At 59.1% G+C, this 15460-nt stretch carries 17 protein-coding genes and 1 pseudogene; 12 read left to right on the top strand and 6 right to left on the bottom strand.

The annotated features are described in order from the left end of the window. Positions 1 to 107: 107 nt before the first annotated feature. The 3 genes and pseudogenes from hutC (at position 108) to hutG (ending at position 2952) form a co-directional block, all read left to right on the top strand. Positions 108 to 857 carry a histidine utilization repressor gene (hutC, locus tag GTU79_RS13720; protein ID WP_214514052.1) on the top strand — a complete coding sequence of 250 codons (750 nt, stop codon included), beginning with the start codon at positions 108 to 110 and terminating at the stop codon, positions 855 to 857. 30 nt (positions 858 to 887) lie between these two features. Continuing rightward, a complete protein-coding gene (gene hutI, locus GTU79_RS13715; RefSeq protein WP_203521508.1) occupies positions 888 to 2108 on the top strand; it encodes an imidazolonepropionase in 1221 nt (406 codons plus the stop codon). A 44-nt stretch (positions 2109 to 2152) separates the two neighbouring features. After that, positions 2153 to 2952, top strand: a pseudogene (gene hutG / locus GTU79_RS13710) (N-formylglutamate deformylase). Between the two features lie 212 nt (positions 2953 to 3164). Here the strand turns inward: hutG and GTU79_RS13705 are convergent. The 6 genes from GTU79_RS13705 to GTU79_RS30385 all read right to left on the bottom strand — a co-directional run bounded on the left by GTU79_RS13705 (position 3165) and on the right by GTU79_RS30385 (position 9831). After that, complete coding sequence (locus GTU79_RS13705; RefSeq protein ID WP_214514051.1) at positions 3165 to 3710, bottom strand: nitrogen fixation protein NifQ; 546 nt, start codon at positions 3708 to 3710, stop codon at positions 3165 to 3167. Continuing rightward, positions 3710 to 5119, bottom strand: coding sequence for a nitrogenase cofactor biosynthesis protein NifB (gene nifB, locus GTU79_RS13700; protein WP_214514050.1), 1410 nt, complete (start codon positions 5117 to 5119; stop codon positions 3710 to 3712). The genes GTU79_RS13705 and nifB overlap by 1 nt, the downstream gene beginning before the upstream one ends. 274 nt (positions 5120 to 5393) lie before the next feature. Next, a complete protein-coding gene (locus GTU79_RS13695) occupies positions 5394 to 5903 on the bottom strand; it encodes a hypothetical protein (protein ID WP_203521512.1) in 510 nt (169 codons plus the stop codon). An 834-nt stretch (positions 5904 to 6737) separates the two neighbouring features. Next, positions 6738 to 8324 (bottom strand): nif-specific transcriptional activator NifA, encoded by a 1587-nt coding sequence (nifA, locus tag GTU79_RS13690; protein ID WP_203521513.1) that lies wholly within the window; start codon positions 8322 to 8324, stop codon positions 6738 to 6740. Beyond that, positions 8324 to 9673, bottom strand: coding sequence for a PAS domain S-box protein (locus tag GTU79_RS13685; protein ID WP_253073660.1), 1350 nt, complete (start codon positions 9671 to 9673; stop codon positions 8324 to 8326). Before GTU79_RS13685 ends, nifA begins: the two co-directional genes overlap by 1 nt. Further along, a complete protein-coding gene (locus tag GTU79_RS30385) occupies positions 9655 to 9831 on the bottom strand; it encodes a hypothetical protein (RefSeq protein ID WP_253073603.1) in 177 nt (58 codons plus the stop codon). Before GTU79_RS30385 ends, GTU79_RS13685 begins: the two co-directional genes overlap by 19 nt. Before the next feature lie 342 nt (positions 9832 to 10173). On the opposite strand from GTU79_RS30385, the gene rsxA reads away from it, so the two are divergent. From rsxA to GTU79_RS13645, 9 genes are read left to right on the top strand one after another with little or no spacing between them, the layout of a single operon-like run. Then, on the top strand, positions 10174 to 10752 hold the full coding sequence (rsxA, locus tag GTU79_RS13680) for an electron transport complex subunit RsxA (RefSeq protein ID WP_132921701.1): 579 nt from the start codon (positions 10174 to 10176) through the stop codon (positions 10750 to 10752). A 7-nt stretch (positions 10753 to 10759) separates the two neighbouring features. After that, positions 10760 to 11305 (top strand): RnfABCDGE type electron transport complex subunit B, encoded by a 546-nt coding sequence (locus GTU79_RS13675; protein WP_203521515.1) that lies wholly within the window; start codon positions 10760 to 10762, stop codon positions 11303 to 11305. Next, positions 11298 to 11963 carry a hypothetical protein gene (locus GTU79_RS30380; protein WP_253073602.1) on the top strand — a complete coding sequence of 222 codons (666 nt, stop codon included), beginning with the start codon at positions 11298 to 11300 and terminating at the stop codon, positions 11961 to 11963. Before GTU79_RS13675 ends, GTU79_RS30380 begins: the two co-directional genes overlap by 8 nt. Further along, positions 11849 to 12745, top strand: a complete 897-nt coding sequence (locus GTU79_RS30375; RefSeq protein WP_253073659.1) for an RnfABCDGE type electron transport complex subunit C — start codon at positions 11849 to 11851, stop codon at positions 12743 to 12745. The genes GTU79_RS30380 and GTU79_RS30375 overlap by 115 nt, the downstream gene beginning before the upstream one ends. Further along, positions 12739 to 13536, top strand: coding sequence for an RnfABCDGE type electron transport complex subunit D (locus GTU79_RS31830; RefSeq protein ID WP_214514049.1), 798 nt, complete (start codon positions 12739 to 12741; stop codon positions 13534 to 13536). The genes GTU79_RS30375 and GTU79_RS31830 overlap by 7 nt, the downstream gene beginning before the upstream one ends. Continuing rightward, entirely contained in the window at positions 13521 to 13706 is a 186-nt protein-coding gene (locus GTU79_RS13660; protein WP_253073601.1) for an RnfABCDGE type electron transport complex subunit D, read from the top strand. Before GTU79_RS31830 ends, GTU79_RS13660 begins: the two co-directional genes overlap by 16 nt. Then, complete coding sequence (gene rsxG, locus GTU79_RS13655) at positions 13703 to 14359, top strand: electron transport complex subunit RsxG (RefSeq protein WP_243701405.1); 657 nt, start codon at positions 13703 to 13705, stop codon at positions 14357 to 14359. The genes GTU79_RS13660 and rsxG overlap by 4 nt, the downstream gene beginning before the upstream one ends. Continuing rightward, positions 14356 to 15129, top strand: coding sequence for an electron transport complex subunit E (locus GTU79_RS13650; RefSeq protein WP_253073600.1), 774 nt, complete (start codon positions 14356 to 14358; stop codon positions 15127 to 15129). The genes rsxG and GTU79_RS13650 overlap by 4 nt, the downstream gene beginning before the upstream one ends. Further along, complete coding sequence (locus GTU79_RS13645; protein ID WP_203521518.1) at positions 15129 to 15389, top strand: RnfH family protein; 261 nt, start codon at positions 15129 to 15131, stop codon at positions 15387 to 15389. Before GTU79_RS13650 ends, GTU79_RS13645 begins: the two co-directional genes overlap by 1 nt. The last annotated feature ends 71 nt before the right edge of the window (positions 15390 to 15460 follow it).

The raw sequence follows: 15460 nt of genomic DNA, 5'->3' as shown, positions 1-15460 counted from the left end.
ATTGCGGTCATCCAGACGAAATGCTTATCCACTTGTCTATACATATACATACGCTTAATCTAACAGTAAACTGTTTTATTATGTTCCCTGCGAGCCGAGGTTGGAAAGTGGCTGAATTACAGTCCGCAGCACAATTGTCCGCCATAATGAGCGATACCCCCGCGCCGATTTACCAGCGGGTCAAACAAGCCATCATCCAGCAGATTCGCTCCGGCACCTGGACGCCCCATCAGCGCATTCCCTCGGAGAGCGAGCTGGTGGCGGAGCTGAACGTCAGCCGCATGACCATCAACCGGGCCCTGCGGGAGCTCACCAGCGAAGGCTATTTGCTGCGTATGCAGGGTGGCGGCCCCTTTGTCGCCGAGCTCAAGCCCCAGACCGCCATGCTGGAAGTGCGCAATATCGCCGATGAAATCGCCGCCCGCGGCCATCGCCACAGCAGCCGGCTGTTGGAGCTCAATGCCCGCCCCGCCACCGGCGAAGAGGCGCTGTCGCTGGGTATCCAGCCCGGCCAGCGGTTGTTCCATTCGATGATTGTGCATTATGAAAATGATATCGCGGTGCAGTTGGAGGACCGTTGCGTCAATCCCCTCACCGCTCCCGATTATCTTCAGCAGGATTTTAACCATATCACGCCCTATTTTTATCTGACGCAAGCCGCCCCGCTCACCGCCGGCGAGCATCGGGTGGAGGCGGTCTGCGCCAGCGCCCTGGAGCGGGAGCTGTTGCAGCTGGCGGACAACGAGCCCTGTCTGCTTATTCATCGCCGCACCTGGTTCGGCAAATTGGTGGTGACGTCGGCCCGCCTGCTCTATCCCGGATCGCGATATCAACTTTTTGGCAGCTTTATTGCTTAACTGAATGGACTGTTTAAGGGGGAACCGGTAATGCCTGCAACGCAAAGATTCGACAGTATCTGGCTGGGCGCCGATGTGGCGACGCTACGCCAAGGCCAGTACGGCATGATAAAAGACGGCGCCGTTGCCGTGGCAAAAGGCCGCATTGCCTGGGTCGGCCCCCGTGCCGACCTGCCCGCGTCCCCCGGCGCGGTGCGGCATGATTTCGGCGGGGGGGTGATTACCCCCGGTTTTATCGATTGCCATACCCATCTGGTGTTCGGCGGTAACCGCAGCCTGGAATTTGAACAGCGGCTCCAGGGCGTCAGCTATGCCGATATCGCCGCCGCCGGCGGCGGGATTCTCTCTACGGTGAACGCCACCCGCGGGGCCGGGGAGGAGGAACTGCTGGCGACGGCGGAAGCCCGGCTGGCCATGCTGATGGCCGAAGGCGTGACCTGTATCGAAATCAAATCCGGTTATGGGCTGACCCTGGATGACGAAATAAAAATGCTGCGGGTGGCCCGGCGAATCGGACAAAAATATCCCATCCAGGTTCGTACCACCTTTCTGGCCGCCCACGCGCTGCCGCCGGAATACCGGGGCCGGGCGGATGAGTATATCGATGTGGTATGCGAACGCTGGATTCCTGAGGTGGCGGCCCTGGGTCTGGCGGACGCGGTGGATGGCTTTTGCGAGCATCTGGCGTTTTCGCCGGCGCAAATCGCCCGGGTGTTTGCCGCCGCCCGCCAGGCGGGATTGCCGGTGAAACTCCATGCCGAGCAGCTATCGTCTCTGGGAGGCAGCGCGCTGGCGGCCCGCTGGCAGGCGCTGTCGGCGGATCATCTGGAGTACGCCACCGAGGATGATGCCCGCGCTATGGCATCATCCGGGACGGTGGCGGTGCTGCTGCCGGGGGCCTGTTATATGTTGCGCGAAACGCAGCTGCCGCCGGTGGCGCTTTTTCGGCGGCACGGCGTACCGATGGCCCTGGCCAGCGATATCAATCCCGGCACCTCCCCCGCCTGCTCGTTGCGTTTGATGATCAATATGGGCTGTACGCTGTTTCGCCTGACGCCGGAAGAAGCCCTGGCGGGCGTGACCCTCAATGCCGCCCGCGCGCTGGGGCTGGGGGATACCCTGGGCTCGCTGGAAGCGGGGAAATTGGCTGATTTCGTGCATTGGCCGGTGAAGCATCCGGCGGAACTGGCCTACTGGCTGGGGGGGCAAATGCCGGTAACAGTAGTGTATCGGGGCGAACGTCGCCGATAATAACCTTACTCGATGGTAACGTCTTAATCAGGAGGAGTTGAGGAATGCAAATTCAAGATGCTTTCAGTTATGAACCCGGGACAATACCGTTGCTGGTGAGCATACCCCATGCCGGCACCAAACTGACGCCGGCGGTTGAAGCGGGTCTTAGCGAGGCGGCCCGGCCGCTATCCGATACGGATTGGCATATCCCCGGCTGTATGATTTCGCCCGCGAGATGGGCGCCCATATTCTGGTGGGGAATTATTCGCGGATGGTTATCGATCTGAACCGGCCGCCGGACGACAAGCCACTTTACGCAACCGCCACCACCGGCCTGTATCCCGATACGCTGTTTGACGGTACCCCGACCTTTGTGGAGGGTAAAGTCCCTTCGGCGCAGGAACGCAAACGTTATCTGGATGAAATCTGGCATCCTTATCATCAAAAAATCCAGGACTGTTTGAGTGAAATCAAGGCGCGCCATGACTATGCGCTGCTTTTTGATGCGCATTCCATTGCTTCGGTGATCCCACGTCTGTTTGACGGCACATTGCCGGATTTGAATCTGGGCACCAATCAGGGTGCGAGCTGCGCCCCGTCCCTGGGAGAAAAATTGAGCGCGTTTTGCCAGGGGCAGCCTTTTAGCTATGTTATCAACGAGCGTTTCAAGGGGGGATATATCACGCGGGCCTATGGCCAGCCCCATGCTCGGCAGCATGCGGTGCAGTTGGAATTGGCGCAGTGTAATTATATGCAAGAGGAGATCCCTTTTGATTATCTGCCGGAGCGGGCGGAGTCGTTGCAGCCGGTGCTTAAGGCGCTGTTGACCATGATGGTTGCGTGGGGTAAAACGCAAGGATAGCAGTTTGGCCCGTTGCGGCGGGCCGGCCGCTTTCGTGGCTCGTCGGCGCTGGCGCCCTTTAACACGCTCGTTGGCACGATCGGCGAACGCGGGCTTACCGCGCTGTGGGGCGCTCGGTCGGGCGGGAAAACCACGCCCTATTCGACCCCATCAGCACGGTTTCCCTTTAACACGTTCGTTGCACGATCGGCGATCGCTGGGATAGCCGGCGCTCAGTCTTCCGGGGCGAAGCAGCTTTCCTGTTCGATGCATTGTTCGCAGCTTGGCGAGCGGCAGTTGATTTCCCCTGAGTCGGCCAGGCACAGCTGGCGGTAGAAAAATTTTTTCCACCGCATGTTGCGATGGTTCATTCGCACCAGCTCCGGGAAGCAGTCGGTCATCAATTCCCGCAGCTCCTCTCGCGAGGATAGCCCCAGGTCTTGCCAGAGATGGCTAAAACCCAGGGAGCCGCGGGCGATGAGCTGATTTAACGGCGCGCCGCGGGGTACCATATATTGCTGCAGCCACTCCGCCAGTCCCTGGCGTTCCTGTCGGCGGGAGCGTTGCAGCATGGCGATCAACTCGTCCTGCTGGCGCAGGTTATGCGGCCGGGAGTCGGGAGCGAGCAGTACCCGCTGCGCCAGTTGGCGGTAAGCGGCGGGCGACAGCCCCATATCCGCAGGGAATCGCGCCCCGCCTTGCAAATGGGTTAGCATTAACCGCCGCAGCCAGATTTCCGCCCGGGCGGGCAGCAGATTATCGGTGGGCCCGGTAACCATCAGGCCGCCCCCCCGCGATTTTTTCCGGCCGACGGCACCAGCCGGTGTTGTTGCCACCATAGCGCGATCACTTCGGTGACCGATTGCCAGGCCCCGGAGACGCAAGGCTCGATGCCGGCCTGTTCCAGACGCTGCCAGGGGCTTAAGCCGATGCGGGCGCAAAAAACCGCCGAGACATCCGCCAGCAGCGCCACCACCGCGTCAAGCCGCTGTTCATGCCGGCTGACTTCATCATCGCATTCGGACTTATCGGTGCAAAAAGGCGGGGTGAACCGCTCTCCGATGAGTGTTACGCCGGCCGCGGACGCGCTGTAAATCTGGAACCGCTGTACGTGGCCGAAATGTTCGTCAATCAGCACCCCTTCCCGCGTGGCCACAGCCACCAGGCAGGCGTCCGCGGACTCGGATTCTCCGGCGGTGGCGATGCCGGCCTGGATTTGCGCGCGCCGGTACATGACCGGGAGATAGGGTTCGGCGGTTTGGGGTATCGCCGACAGGGGGAAACTCTGGCTGCGATCTTCACCCAGCATACCGATGGCATCCGCCCGGCACTGGTGGCAATGGGCCATTTGCGGCATGGACATTCCGCAGTTGGCGCGTACCTCGGCGACTTCCCGCGCGCTCGGTTCCCGCTGTCCTTGCAAACCGAAGACGGTGCCATGCTCCGGCCGGGAGATAAGGGGCATGACGTTGTGCAACATGGCGCCCCATTCCCGCGCTTTCTCGCTAACCGCCGGCAAGTGGCGATCGTTGATACCCGGAATCAGCACCGAATTGATTTTTACCATGATGCCACGGGCGGTCAGTTTACGTATCCCCTCCTCCTGACGCGCCAGCAGCAGCGCCGCTGCTTCCAGTCCTTCCAGGCGCTCGCCGTCGAACCACAGCCAGGGGTAGATTTGCGCCGCGATGTCAACGTCCAGTGCGTTGACCGTGACAGTCACATGATCCACCCCGACATCCGCCAGCCGGTCCACCACCTCCGGCAGAGCGAGGCCATTGGTGGACAGGCAGAGTTTGATATCCGGCAGAGCCGAGCGCAGCCCTTCCAGGGTGTTGAAGGTGCGGGCGATATTCGCCAGCGGATCGCCCGGGCCGGCGATGCCGATAACCGCCAGCTGCGGCAGTGCGGCGGCCACATGGCGGGCTTTGGCAATCGCCTGTGCGGGGGACAGGACTTCCGATACCACCCCCGGCCGGGATTCATTGCTGCAATCGTATTTACGGTTGCAGTAGTGGCATTGCAGATTACAGGCCGGGGCCACCGCCAGATGCATGCGTGCGTAGCGATGATGGGCGGAACGGGAGTAACAGGGGTGCTGCGCTATTTTATCCGCCTGGAGCGGGGTTAATTCCGCTCCGCCGGAAGCGCCGCAGCCCGGATTAGCTGAGGAGTGACAGGATGCCATGTAAACCGCCTTATGCATTACGACATATGGCTGTCATGGTGCAAATGCCATGCCTGGAAATTCTGGCGTTTAATAGCTTATATTTCTTATAGTTGGATCACGCTGCCCGTTGGAGGCCCTGTGTTGTACAATCCGCTTTGCCGACATTGTCTTGAATACGACAAAACCATTCGGCCCCGTATGTCTCGCTCATTCTGCGATTAAACGTCAGCCCGTTGCCATGCCAAGGAGAACGCGTCCCCTGTTAAACATGCAATGTCGCCCCGGCCCGCGGTTAGTCGTCAGAGCCGTTGCGACGGTAGAGAATAAAGCCGTTGCCGTCGGCCGGGCGGTGCCCGCGCCAGATTTCATACCAGTCAGCGGAGTGCTTTTTACCTGGATTTTTCAATGAATCCTGTACCAGCCGCAGGTTGCAGCGCAACGAGGCCCCGTTCAATGTGACACCGTCACCTTCACCGGACCAGCCGGCGTAGATCCGCGTCCCGGCCCTTCCGGTGACGTAATGCAACAGCCCCAGTTCCGATTCGCCGAGTCCGTCGGTGGCCAGACAATGCTCCTGGCTAACCAGGGGGTTTAGGGAGTGAAAGGTGTCGCGATAGCTGCGTGCCGCATCAAACCACGGCATCAGCAGTAAAAACGCGGTTCCCCACAGCATTGCCAGCCCGGCGGACCAGGACATCAGCACCCGGTTCCCGTTGCCGGCGCGGATAACCTGCCACCAGAGAACAATCAATCCCGCCGCCGCCCCCTGCATCAACCAGGAAGTCTGCAGCGTGAAGGACATGGGGAAACACCCCGGTTACCTTTGGCCACAGCAGCCGCAGGAGGCGGGGTTCTCCATACCGGCTCAGCTGGAACCAGGTAATAAGGATAAGCGCCAACAGCGCCGCGCAGAGGGCATTGATGACTCCGTGCATTATCCTGAGATGCCGGTCTGTCTCGTTCCGCTTGGGGTTTTGCGCCTTTGGTGCCCGCAGCGCCCCGTATCTCTGTATATCCGCGTTGCGCGCCTCGGATTTCTGCGCTTTAGGCCCCTGCCGGCCGTGCCGGTTCAGTATGGGCAGCGCCGCCAGCAGGGCGGCCATGGGAGTAAACAAACCTTCGCCGGGCTGGTCGGTGGCAGAATCATAACGGTTCAGCTTATTTTTCGGCAGCAGTAATCTATTGAATGCATATTTCAACTTATTAGTTACCTGGTTCAATTTTAATAGCCTATACCCGTCATGCTTCACGTTGCAGGAAGGCGGCAACTCGAATTATTTAGGGTGTCGCCTTATCTAATTATAAAAAATAGACCTGATCCTTTATCTTTCGGGGTGTCTGGAGAAATTTTTATTTAAGGAAGAATAACAGCATTTATCGCCGTCAGACACTTTTGACCGGGTATTTTTAAAAAAATAACCGAATGAAAAATACAATTAATATAAATTAATCTTAACTTAATTAATATAATTTTGCAGGATATAAGATAATATATTCACACTTTATTTTATCCGTATCGAGCTATGCCGGCGAATAGCAAACCTGGAGGGACGGAATAAACCACAGAACGCAATAAGTGTAAAATAGCATTTCCCCCGCTCCCGGCCCAAACCGAAAGCGGGAAAACGCTTTTTATCTACAATCGATGCATATTGATATTGAGGATTTGGATGCGGTAGGCGACCTGACGCGGCGTCATGCCCAGCAGGCGGGCGGCCTTGGCCTGCACCCAGCCGGATTTTTCCAGCGCGGCGATAAGCCGTTGCCGGTCGTCCATATCGCCGTCCCCCTGGGACTGCGAATGGGGCGAAGACTGAGACAGACCGTGGAGCGCCGCCGGCGGGGACATGGCGGGGGATTCACTGTGGTTGAATAAAATGATATCGCGGTCGATCAGGCCCTCCTCCGACATCACCGACGCCCGTTCCAGACAGTTCTCCAGCTCACGCACGTTGCCGGGCCAGCTGTAGCTCATCAGCAGACGCAGCGCGCCGTCGCTGATTCGCAGCTCACGTCCCTGCTTGGCCGAGAGTTTGGCGATCAGGAATTGCGCCAGTTCGACAATATCCTCCTGCCGTTCCCGCAGCGGCGGCAGGCTGATGGGCATCACGTTCAGGCGATAATAGAGATCCTCGCGAAAATTACCGGCGCGCACCTCCTCTTCCAGGTTGCGGTTGGTGGCGGCGATAATCCGCACGTTGACTTTAAGGGTGGTATCGCCGCCGACGCGTTCCATCTCCCCCTCTTGCAGAATACGCAGCAATTTCGCCTGGAAAGAAGCGCTGCTTTCACCGATTTCATCGAGAAACAGCGTGCCGCCGTCGGCCAGTTCAAAACGTCCTTTACGCTGGCGCACCGCACCGGTAAACGCACCTTTCTCGTGGCCGAACAATTCGCTTTCCAACAGGGTATCCGGCAGCGCCGCGCAGTTGAATTTCACGAACGGCTCAAGGGTACGCGGCGAGTTATAATGGATCGCGTTGGCGATGAGCTCTTTACCGGTGCCGCTCTCGCCGCGCACCAATACCGTGGTATCCCATTTCGCCACCTGACGGATGACATCGAAAATTTGCCGCATGGACTGGCTTTTACCCACCATATTGTCAAAGCCGTACTGATGCTTGACCTTACGGCGCAGGGTATCCCGTTCCTGGCGTAGGGCTTCGGTTTCGATACTCATGTGCCCCACCATCCTGACGGTTTGGCAAATCAGATTGGCCACCATTTCCAGAAACCGGGTGCTGGCCGGCAGCCTGTCTTCGTGTAGCTCCATCGGCTGCGCCGCCAACACCCCGAGGGGGATGCCGTCGGGACCGGGAATCGGCACACAGATAAACGGCAGGTTGTAATCATAAAGATTAAGCCGGTCGAGAAAGCGAGGATCGTCCGAAACCCGTGGCAAAACCAGCGAACGCTGCTGGCTCATGACCGTTCCCAGAATGCCCTCGCCGATACGGTAGCGCACATTTTTGAATCCCTTCACCACTTCACTATCGGCGCCGTAGATCGCTTCGATAAATAAAGCGCTGCGGGTTTTGTCAAACAGGCAGACCATGCCGTACTGCATAAAGGCGTGTTCATACAAAGCCTGGATCATCGACTGGAGCGTTTGCCCCATATCCAATGAACGGCTCAAGGCCACGCTGATTTTATGTAGCGCGGTAAACTGCTGAGAAAGATCAAAACGCCGCGAAACGTGCTCGGAGGTGGGGAGATGATTCATTAGGATTCTCCTGCTATGACCGGATGCCTGAACAACTTGGCAGGCAAAGGCAGACGAAGGGTCAAATGCGTACCGCCCTCCGCCTGGGTATGGATATCAATCATGCCCTGATGATTACCGATCAGGGTTTGTATCAACCGCAGCTCCATGCCGTGCCCCGGCGTGGTGAAGGTTTGCGGCTGGGCCGCGGTCTGCACCGGATGCATCGACAGGTTATCCTGCAGGGTGAAAAAGAACGCATTGTCCTGGGCGTAAGCGCTGATGGCAATATTAAGCGGCGTGGAGGGATGCTCTCCCGCCAGTGTCAGGCAGCGGTCCAGCCACAGGCTCAGGGATGCCAGCACCTGGTGGCGCTGTCCCCAGCCCAGCAGGATTTCCGGACGGCAATGCCAGTTAAGCTTGCCCAGCCCGCGGATGCGCGGCTGATAAAGATCCGACAGATCCTGCAAAACGTCCCCCACTGACCAGAAATCATGCTCTTCCTGTTCCAGCGACGGACGGCAAGCCTGCAGCCGGGCCAGCGCCTGTTGTCCCTCCTGCCAGGCTGCATCGAGTCCGGGATGCGTATCGCCATTGGGATTTAAACGCCGGGCGGCGGCCAGCATATTCAGCGGACCGCTTAGCTGGACCATGGCCGCATCCAGCGATTCGCGGATCGCCGCCAGCAGTTTCCCGGACGCCAGGCGGTGTTTAAGCTGCTCCAGCCGCTGCTGCGCGCGCTGTCGCTGTCGCTCGCTGTCATCGATAAGGGTTATCAGGGTACGGGGCGGCGCGACATTGGTAAAAAAGCGGCTGACTTCTTCGTTCACTTCCGACAGCGGCCAGATGCTCATGCCGAACGTGCGGGTGACTCCGCAATGATTCAGCGAAACGCGCTCCCCTTCCGCCAGCTGCGTTTTGTTGGCGGGATAGCCGAGCTCCGCCAGCAGCTCCCCGCCGCCGCAATCTGCGCACAGGGTTTTATAGGCCAGATTATCCATCACGATGTTGTCATGCTCATCCAGCACGATAACCGGCGCCGGCACATTGTTCAGCACCGCCGCGATAAGGGTCATCTGATTGCGCAAACGCTGCATCAGGGCATAGCTGTCGCTGATATCTTTGTGCATGCCGAGGTAATGCTCGATCTGGCCGTCCGGACTGAAGATGGGGGAGATGCTGACCTCAGCCAGATAAAGGCTGCCGTCCTTGCGTTTATTGATCAGTTGCCCGACCCAGGACAGGCCCTGGGTGATGGAATTCCACATTTCCCTATAGTTTCTTTTCGGCGTCTGGCGGCTGGCCAGCAGGTTATGATTTATCCCGGTCAGCTCTGCTTCGCTGTAACCGGTCAACTGACGGAAAGCCAGGTTGGTGTAGACAATGTTCGCCTGGGGTCGGTAATAGAGATAGCCACCGATGATTGCTCCACCGCCGTATAAAACAAACCCGGACGCAGTGCCGACAACGCCGGTGCGTGGGCGGTTTTTTCCAGCAGCGATGTCTCATCAAATAAAGGTAGACGCATAAAAACTCCTGCCTGATCTGGCTCAAAAACGTACTGTGCGTTTCACGACAATTTGTCAGGTATCGCGACAGGATGACATGAAGCACAATTAACAATGTAAATTGTGCAAGTTTGATACCTACCGACCAAAAACCGCGATAAACATTGATCTGGACACGGGTTTTTAGCCCAAAAACCGCCTTTCGCACCCGTCCCGCGCGTCTTATGCCCCCGGCCTGCGCCCGCCGCGCGCCAGCGTGAAGCACGTTCCTGCACTATCATTGAACATTTTTTGCTCTATGCGATATGGCACAGCTTTCGCAATACTCTCCCGGAAAGACGTCAAAGGCTGTCGGGGAAGGTATGAAAGAAATTTTGCTGATTGTTTTGGCCAACGGCCTGGTGAATAACATCGTTCTGTCGCGCTTTCTTGGCCTGTGCTCATTTATGGGCGTGACCAACAAAGTGGATTCGGCGCTGGGGATGTCCATGGCAACCACCTTTGTCATCACCCTGTCCGCCGGACTGGGCTGGATGATTTATCACTGGATCCTGGTGCCGCTGGGTATGGAATATCTGCGCCTGCTCTCGCTGATTATGGTGATAGCGTCTCTGGTGCAGCTATTGGAGCTGTTTCTGGCCAAACAGAGTCCGGCCCTGTACCGCACCCTGGGAATTTTCCTGCCGCTTATCACCACCAACTGCGCGGTGCTCGGCGTGGCGCTGCTGGTATTGGACGACAATCTGAGCTTTTTGCACAGCGTGGTGTTCGGCTTCAGTTCCTCCCTGGGTTACTCCCTGGTAATGGTGATTTTTTCCGGTCTGCGGGAGCGGCAAAGCAACGCCTCCTCCCCGCTGCTGTTTCGCGGCGCGCCGATAAATTTTATCACCGCGGGCATCCTGGCGCTGGCCTTTACCGGTTTCGCCGGGCTGGCGGGATAAGGAGATAATGATGAATGGGATATTACCGGTTCTGGCGGTTCCCGCCATTGGCATGGTCATCGGTTATTTGCTGGGTTTCGCCGCCCTCTATTTCAAGGTGGATAAAGACCCGCGCATCGAATCGGTGGCGGCGCTGCTGCCCAACGGCCAGTGCGGACAGTGCGGATTCCCCGGCTGCGTACAGGCGGCGGCGGCCATGGTGCGCGGCGAGGCGCCGGTGAGCGCCTGCACGCCGGGGGGCGCGGCCCTGGCGAAACGCATCGCCGTTTTGCTGGATGTGCCTCTGGATGGCGGCGATGACGACGGGCCGATGGTGGCCCTTATCAGCGCCGAGATGTGCGACGGCTGCGGCCGTTGCCAGAAGAAGTGTAATTTCGATGCCATTATCGGCGCCCCCCGCCAGCGGCACGGTATTTTAGCCGAGGATTGCACCGGCTGCGCCGCCTGCCTCAGCGTTTGTCCGCAACAAGCGATACAGCTGAGGGCCGATCCCCTGCTGACGCCTACGGCGACCAAACCCCGCCTTCCTATCCGCGAGGCTTCGTATGTTTAACGCCAGAATGAAACCCCATGGCGGTATTCGTCCTTACAGCCATAAATCCTTGACCCGCGAAATCGCCATTCGTCCGCTGGCGACGCCGCGCCGGCTGATTATTCCCTTACGCCAGCATACCGGCCCCGCCGCGGTGCCCATCGTGGCGGAGGGGGAGAGCGTAGCCGCCGGACAATTGATAGCCGAAGCGCGCGAGCGTATGTCGGCGCCGGTTCACAGCGCCCTGTCCGGCGTCGTGACCTCGGTGACCACCGGCGATCAGGGCTGTATCACCATCAAGGTCTCCGACCAGCAATCGCCGGCGCCCCGGTTAACCGCCGCCGAGGGACTCAGCGAGACACAAACCATGCTGTCGTTTATTGAACAGGCGGGCATAGTCGGCATGGGCGGCGCCATGTTCCCCGCCGCCGATAAAATCAGGATGAGCCTGCGTTATCCCATTGAAACCCTCATCGTTAACGGCGGAGAGTGCGAGCCCTATCTCACCACCGACGACCGGCTGATGCGCGAGCAGGGGAGTTTATCATCGGCGGTATCCGCTATCTGCAGACCATTACCCAGGCCAAGCAGGTCTATATCGGCATCGAAGATAACAAAACCGAAGCCATCGCCAGGCTTGACGAGCTCTGCCGGCAGGAGGATCACATCGAGGTGGTGATACTGCCCTCCCTCTATCCCATCGGCTCGGCCAAACAGATGATTGAGGCGGTGACCGGCCGGCAAATCCCGCAAAATCGCCGCTCCACGGAAATGGGCGTTCTGGTGCAAAACGTCGGCACCTGTATCGCGATTTTCCATGCCATACGCTTCGGCAAGCCGGTGACCCACCGGGTGATTACCGTCAGCGGCCGGGCCATTGAGCAGCCGGGCAATCTCCTGGTGCCCATCGGCACGCCGATCAAGGAAATTATCGGCCAATGCGGCGGTCTGAAAACCCAGCCGGCCCGCATGGTGCTGGGTGGACCGATGATGGGCCGCGCCGTGGACGACCTGGATGTTCCCATCAATAAAGGCACCAGCGGGCTGCTGCTGCTGACCGGGGACGAACTACCGCAAACCAAGCCCAGCGCCTGCCTGCGCTGCGGCCGTTGTCTGGATGCCTGTCCCATGAGCCTCGCACCCCTGTCTCTCTTCGCGGAACTGAAAAACGACGGTTTCGCCAAGGCGCAACAGCAGGGATTGAATGCCTGCCTGCTGTGCGGATCTTGTGCCTACGTCTGTCCGGCGGCGCTGCCCTTGACCCAGTTCTTTGATTGGGGACAGCAGCAGCTGCGGCTGTTGAAACGCCAAGAAGACAAAATGGAACGTACCCGGCAAAACAGCGCCAACCGGCAGGCGCGGCTGGCAAAAGAAGCGGCCGCGAAAGCGGCGGCGCTGGCCGCCAAACCGGCACGGCGCTCCCGCCGGGCCGCCACGACACCAGAGGATCCCTCATGCTGACCGCTCCGCACGCCCATCAGGGTCTCAGCGTCGATACGCTGATGTACCGGGTGAATCTCTCCCTGTTGCCGGCAGTGATACTGGCGTTTTTGCAGTATGGTCCACAGTCGGTGCTGTTGATTTTTTGCTGCCTGCTGACGGCGCTTGTTTGTGAAGCCCTGTGCCTGAAGCTCAATCCCAACGCCCAGGGCCATACGCTGGACGGCGCGGCGATATTAACCGCCCTGATCCTGGCCCTAAGCCTGCCGCCCCATGCTCCTTTATGGCTGGGCGCCCTGGGCAGCTTCATCGCCATTGCGTTCGGCAAACATATCTATGGCGGACTGGGACAGAACCTGTTTAATCCGGCGATGCTGGCACGGGTGGTGTTATTGATTGCCTTTCCGGTGGAAATGACCCGCTGGGTAGATCCGCCGCCTTTACGACGGCGCCTTTACCGCCTGGGGTGGACGGCGTCACCGGCGCCACCCTGTTGGGCGGCTTCAGGAGAGCGGCCGTCAGCACCTCGACCTCTTGGCCAACCTGCTGGGCAACCGCAACGGCAGCCTGGGGAAAGCTCCTTTGCTGCTGCTGGCCGGCGGCCTGTGGCTGATGTGGCAGCGGGTGTTCAGCTGGCACATCCCGGTGGCGACGCTGCTCGGCTGCCTGGTGCCCGGCACCCTGCATTGGCTTATCTCCCCGCCGGCATCGTCCCGCCATTGGCCCAGCTCACCAGCGGCGGACTGATACTGGGGCGTTCTATATCCTCACCGATCCGGTTACCGGCCCCGGCAGCGTGCGCGGCCGGCTGATTTTCGGCGCGCTGGCGGGCTTTATTACCTATTGCATCCGCGCCTTCGGCAATTTCCCTGAGGGGATGGCCTTCGCCGTGCTGCTGGTGAACGCGGTGACCCCGCTGATTGACAACTATACCCAGCCAAAAGCCTACGGCCACGTGAGCAGCAAGGAGAAATCATTATGAATGCCGCCGCCATGGTAAGCCGCGGGTTAACGTTATTGCTACCGAAACGGGAAAGTCCCCTTACCCAGGCCTTTTTACTGGGTGCGTTTACCCTGATTGTCTGTTTGCTGGTGGCCGGCTGCTGGTGGCTGACCCACGGGCAGATTATCCAGCGTGAAAAAGAGGACACCCAGAGCATGCTGTCGCAAGTCTTCCCCGCCGCCGGCTACGACAATGCGCTGGCGGATGCGGAACAGTCCCTGATTATGGGCGGCCAATCGGTTCATTTTTACCGCGCCAGCCTGCAAGGCCGGCCCAGCGGAATCATTCTCACCAGCGTCACCCAGGGCTATGGCGGGCCGATAGAGCTGCTTACCGGCATCGCCGCCGACGGGACCATCACCGGCGTGCGGGTCATCAGCCATAAAGAGACACCGGGGCTGGGGGATGCCATCGAACTGGGCCGCAGCCCGTGGATTTTAAGCTTTAACGGCAAATCCCTGGCCAATCTCACCGAACAGCAATGGCATGTGAAAAAAGACGGCGGTCAGTTCGATGCCTTCACCGGCGCCACCATTACGCCAAGGGCGGTGGTCAAAGGGGTGCATGAGAATCTGCTGCAATATCGCCAGTACCGGGCGCAATTTCTGGGTAAACAGGAGCCGGGGCAATGAGTGAAAAAGCCATGAGTGAAAAGAACCTGAGTGACATGAGTGATGAAAATGGCCGGCCGCCGTCGCCGGACATAAGCGTAAGCACTGAGCCGCTATTGCGGGACATTATGCTCAGCGGCGTTTTTACCAATAACGTCACCTTCGTGCAGATTCTCGGCCTGTGTCCGCTGATGGCCATCACCACCACCGCCACCAACGGACTGGGGTTGGGACTGATGACCGCAATGGTGCTGGCCTGTTCGAATTTTATCGTGTCGGCGCTGCGCAAAATCACCCCCAGCCAGATTCGCATTCCGGTCTATATCTCCATCATCGCCTCGCTGGTGACGATTCTTGATTTGACCATGAACGCCTGGATGCACGATCTGCATAAGGTCATGGGGCTGTTTATTCCCCTTATCGTCGCCAACTGCGCCCTGCTGGGTCGGGCCGAGGCTTTTGCCGCCCACAACAAGGCTATTCCGGCGGCGCTGGACGGGCTCTCCACCGGTCTGGGCTTTACCCTGGGCCTCACCAGCGTCGGCGCGGTGCGGGAAATTATCGGCAGCGGGACGTTATTCAGCGGCGCGTCTCTGTTGCTGGGCAGTCATTTTCGCTTTCTCGAAATGCACCTGCTGCCTGGGTATCGCGGCTTTTTATTGATGCTGCTGCCGCCGGGGGGATTTGTGGTAATGGGCATGCTGCTCAGCGGCATCCGGCTGGTGAAACGTTTGACCCTGCGCGCCAGCGCGGTTGAGCTGGCCCGTGAAAGCGCCGGGGGATGTCATTGATGAAATTCTCCGTAGCCCATGTTAACGGCGACCAGGGCCGCTGCATACAGATGAAGCTGGACGGACCGGTAACGGTGCGGGAAGCCATTCTGGCCTCGCAGCTGCCGCAACTGTTTCCTTATCTGGACCTCGATAGCCACCGTACCGGAATATACGGCCGTTTATGTTCGCCCGATACGCCGGTAAACGAAGGGGATCGGGTGGAAATTTATCTGCCGGCCGCCAGGAAAGGCAGCGAGGACGACGACGATGGGGAGTAACGCCGTCTGAACCCACCAAACGTAATTTGAAATTATACCCGATAGATCTCGAGTTGCGGCTCGAAAGATGA

This window comes from Sodalis ligni (assembly GCF_016865525.2).
Lineage (GTDB): Bacteria > Pseudomonadota > Gammaproteobacteria > Enterobacterales > Enterobacteriaceae > Acerihabitans > Acerihabitans ligni.
The sequence above is the reverse complement of the archived record's forward strand: the minus strand, read 5'-3'. Positions and strand labels throughout refer to the sequence as shown.

Excerpts from the sequence above, each read along its gene's own strand:
- hutI (WP_203521508.1), top strand. The coding sequence starts at position 888 with ATGCCTGCAACGCAAAGATTCGACAGTATCTGGCTGGGCGCCGATGTG.
- nifB (WP_214514050.1), bottom strand. The coding sequence starts at position 5,119 with ATGGCATCCTGTCACTCCTCAGCTAATCCGGGCTGCGGCGCTTCCGGC.
- nifA (WP_203521513.1), bottom strand. The coding sequence starts at position 8,324 with ATGAATCATCTCCCCACCTCCGAGCACGTTTCGCGGCGTTTTGATCTT.
- GTU79_RS13645 (WP_203521518.1), top strand. The coding sequence starts at position 15,129 with ATGAAATTCTCCGTAGCCCATGTTAACGGCGACCAGGGCCGCTGCATA.
- GTU79_RS13705 (WP_214514051.1), bottom strand. The coding sequence starts at position 3,710 with ATGGTTACCGGGCCCACCGATAATCTGCTGCCCGCCCGGGCGGAAATC.
- rsxG (WP_243701405.1), top strand. The coding sequence starts at position 13,703 with ATGAATGCCGCCGCCATGGTAAGCCGCGGGTTAACGTTATTGCTACCG.
- GTU79_RS13695 (WP_203521512.1), bottom strand. The coding sequence starts at position 5,903 with ATGTCCTTCACGCTGCAGACTTCCTGGTTGATGCAGGGGGCGGCGGCG.
- GTU79_RS13650 (WP_253073600.1), top strand. The coding sequence starts at position 14,356 with ATGAGTGAAAAAGCCATGAGTGAAAAGAACCTGAGTGACATGAGTGAT.
- GTU79_RS13675 (WP_203521515.1), top strand. The coding sequence starts at position 10,760 with ATGATGAATGGGATATTACCGGTTCTGGCGGTTCCCGCCATTGGCATG.
- GTU79_RS30385 (WP_253073603.1), bottom strand. The coding sequence starts at position 9,831 with ATGCGTCTACCTTTATTTGATGAGACATCGCTGCTGGAAAAAACCGCC.
- rsxA (WP_132921701.1), top strand. The coding sequence starts at position 10,174 with ATGAAAGAAATTTTGCTGATTGTTTTGGCCAACGGCCTGGTGAATAAC.
- GTU79_RS30380 (WP_253073602.1), top strand. The coding sequence starts at position 11,298 with ATGTTTAACGCCAGAATGAAACCCCATGGCGGTATTCGTCCTTACAGC.
- GTU79_RS31830 (WP_214514049.1), top strand. The coding sequence starts at position 12,739 with ATGCTGACCGCTCCGCACGCCCATCAGGGTCTCAGCGTCGATACGCTG.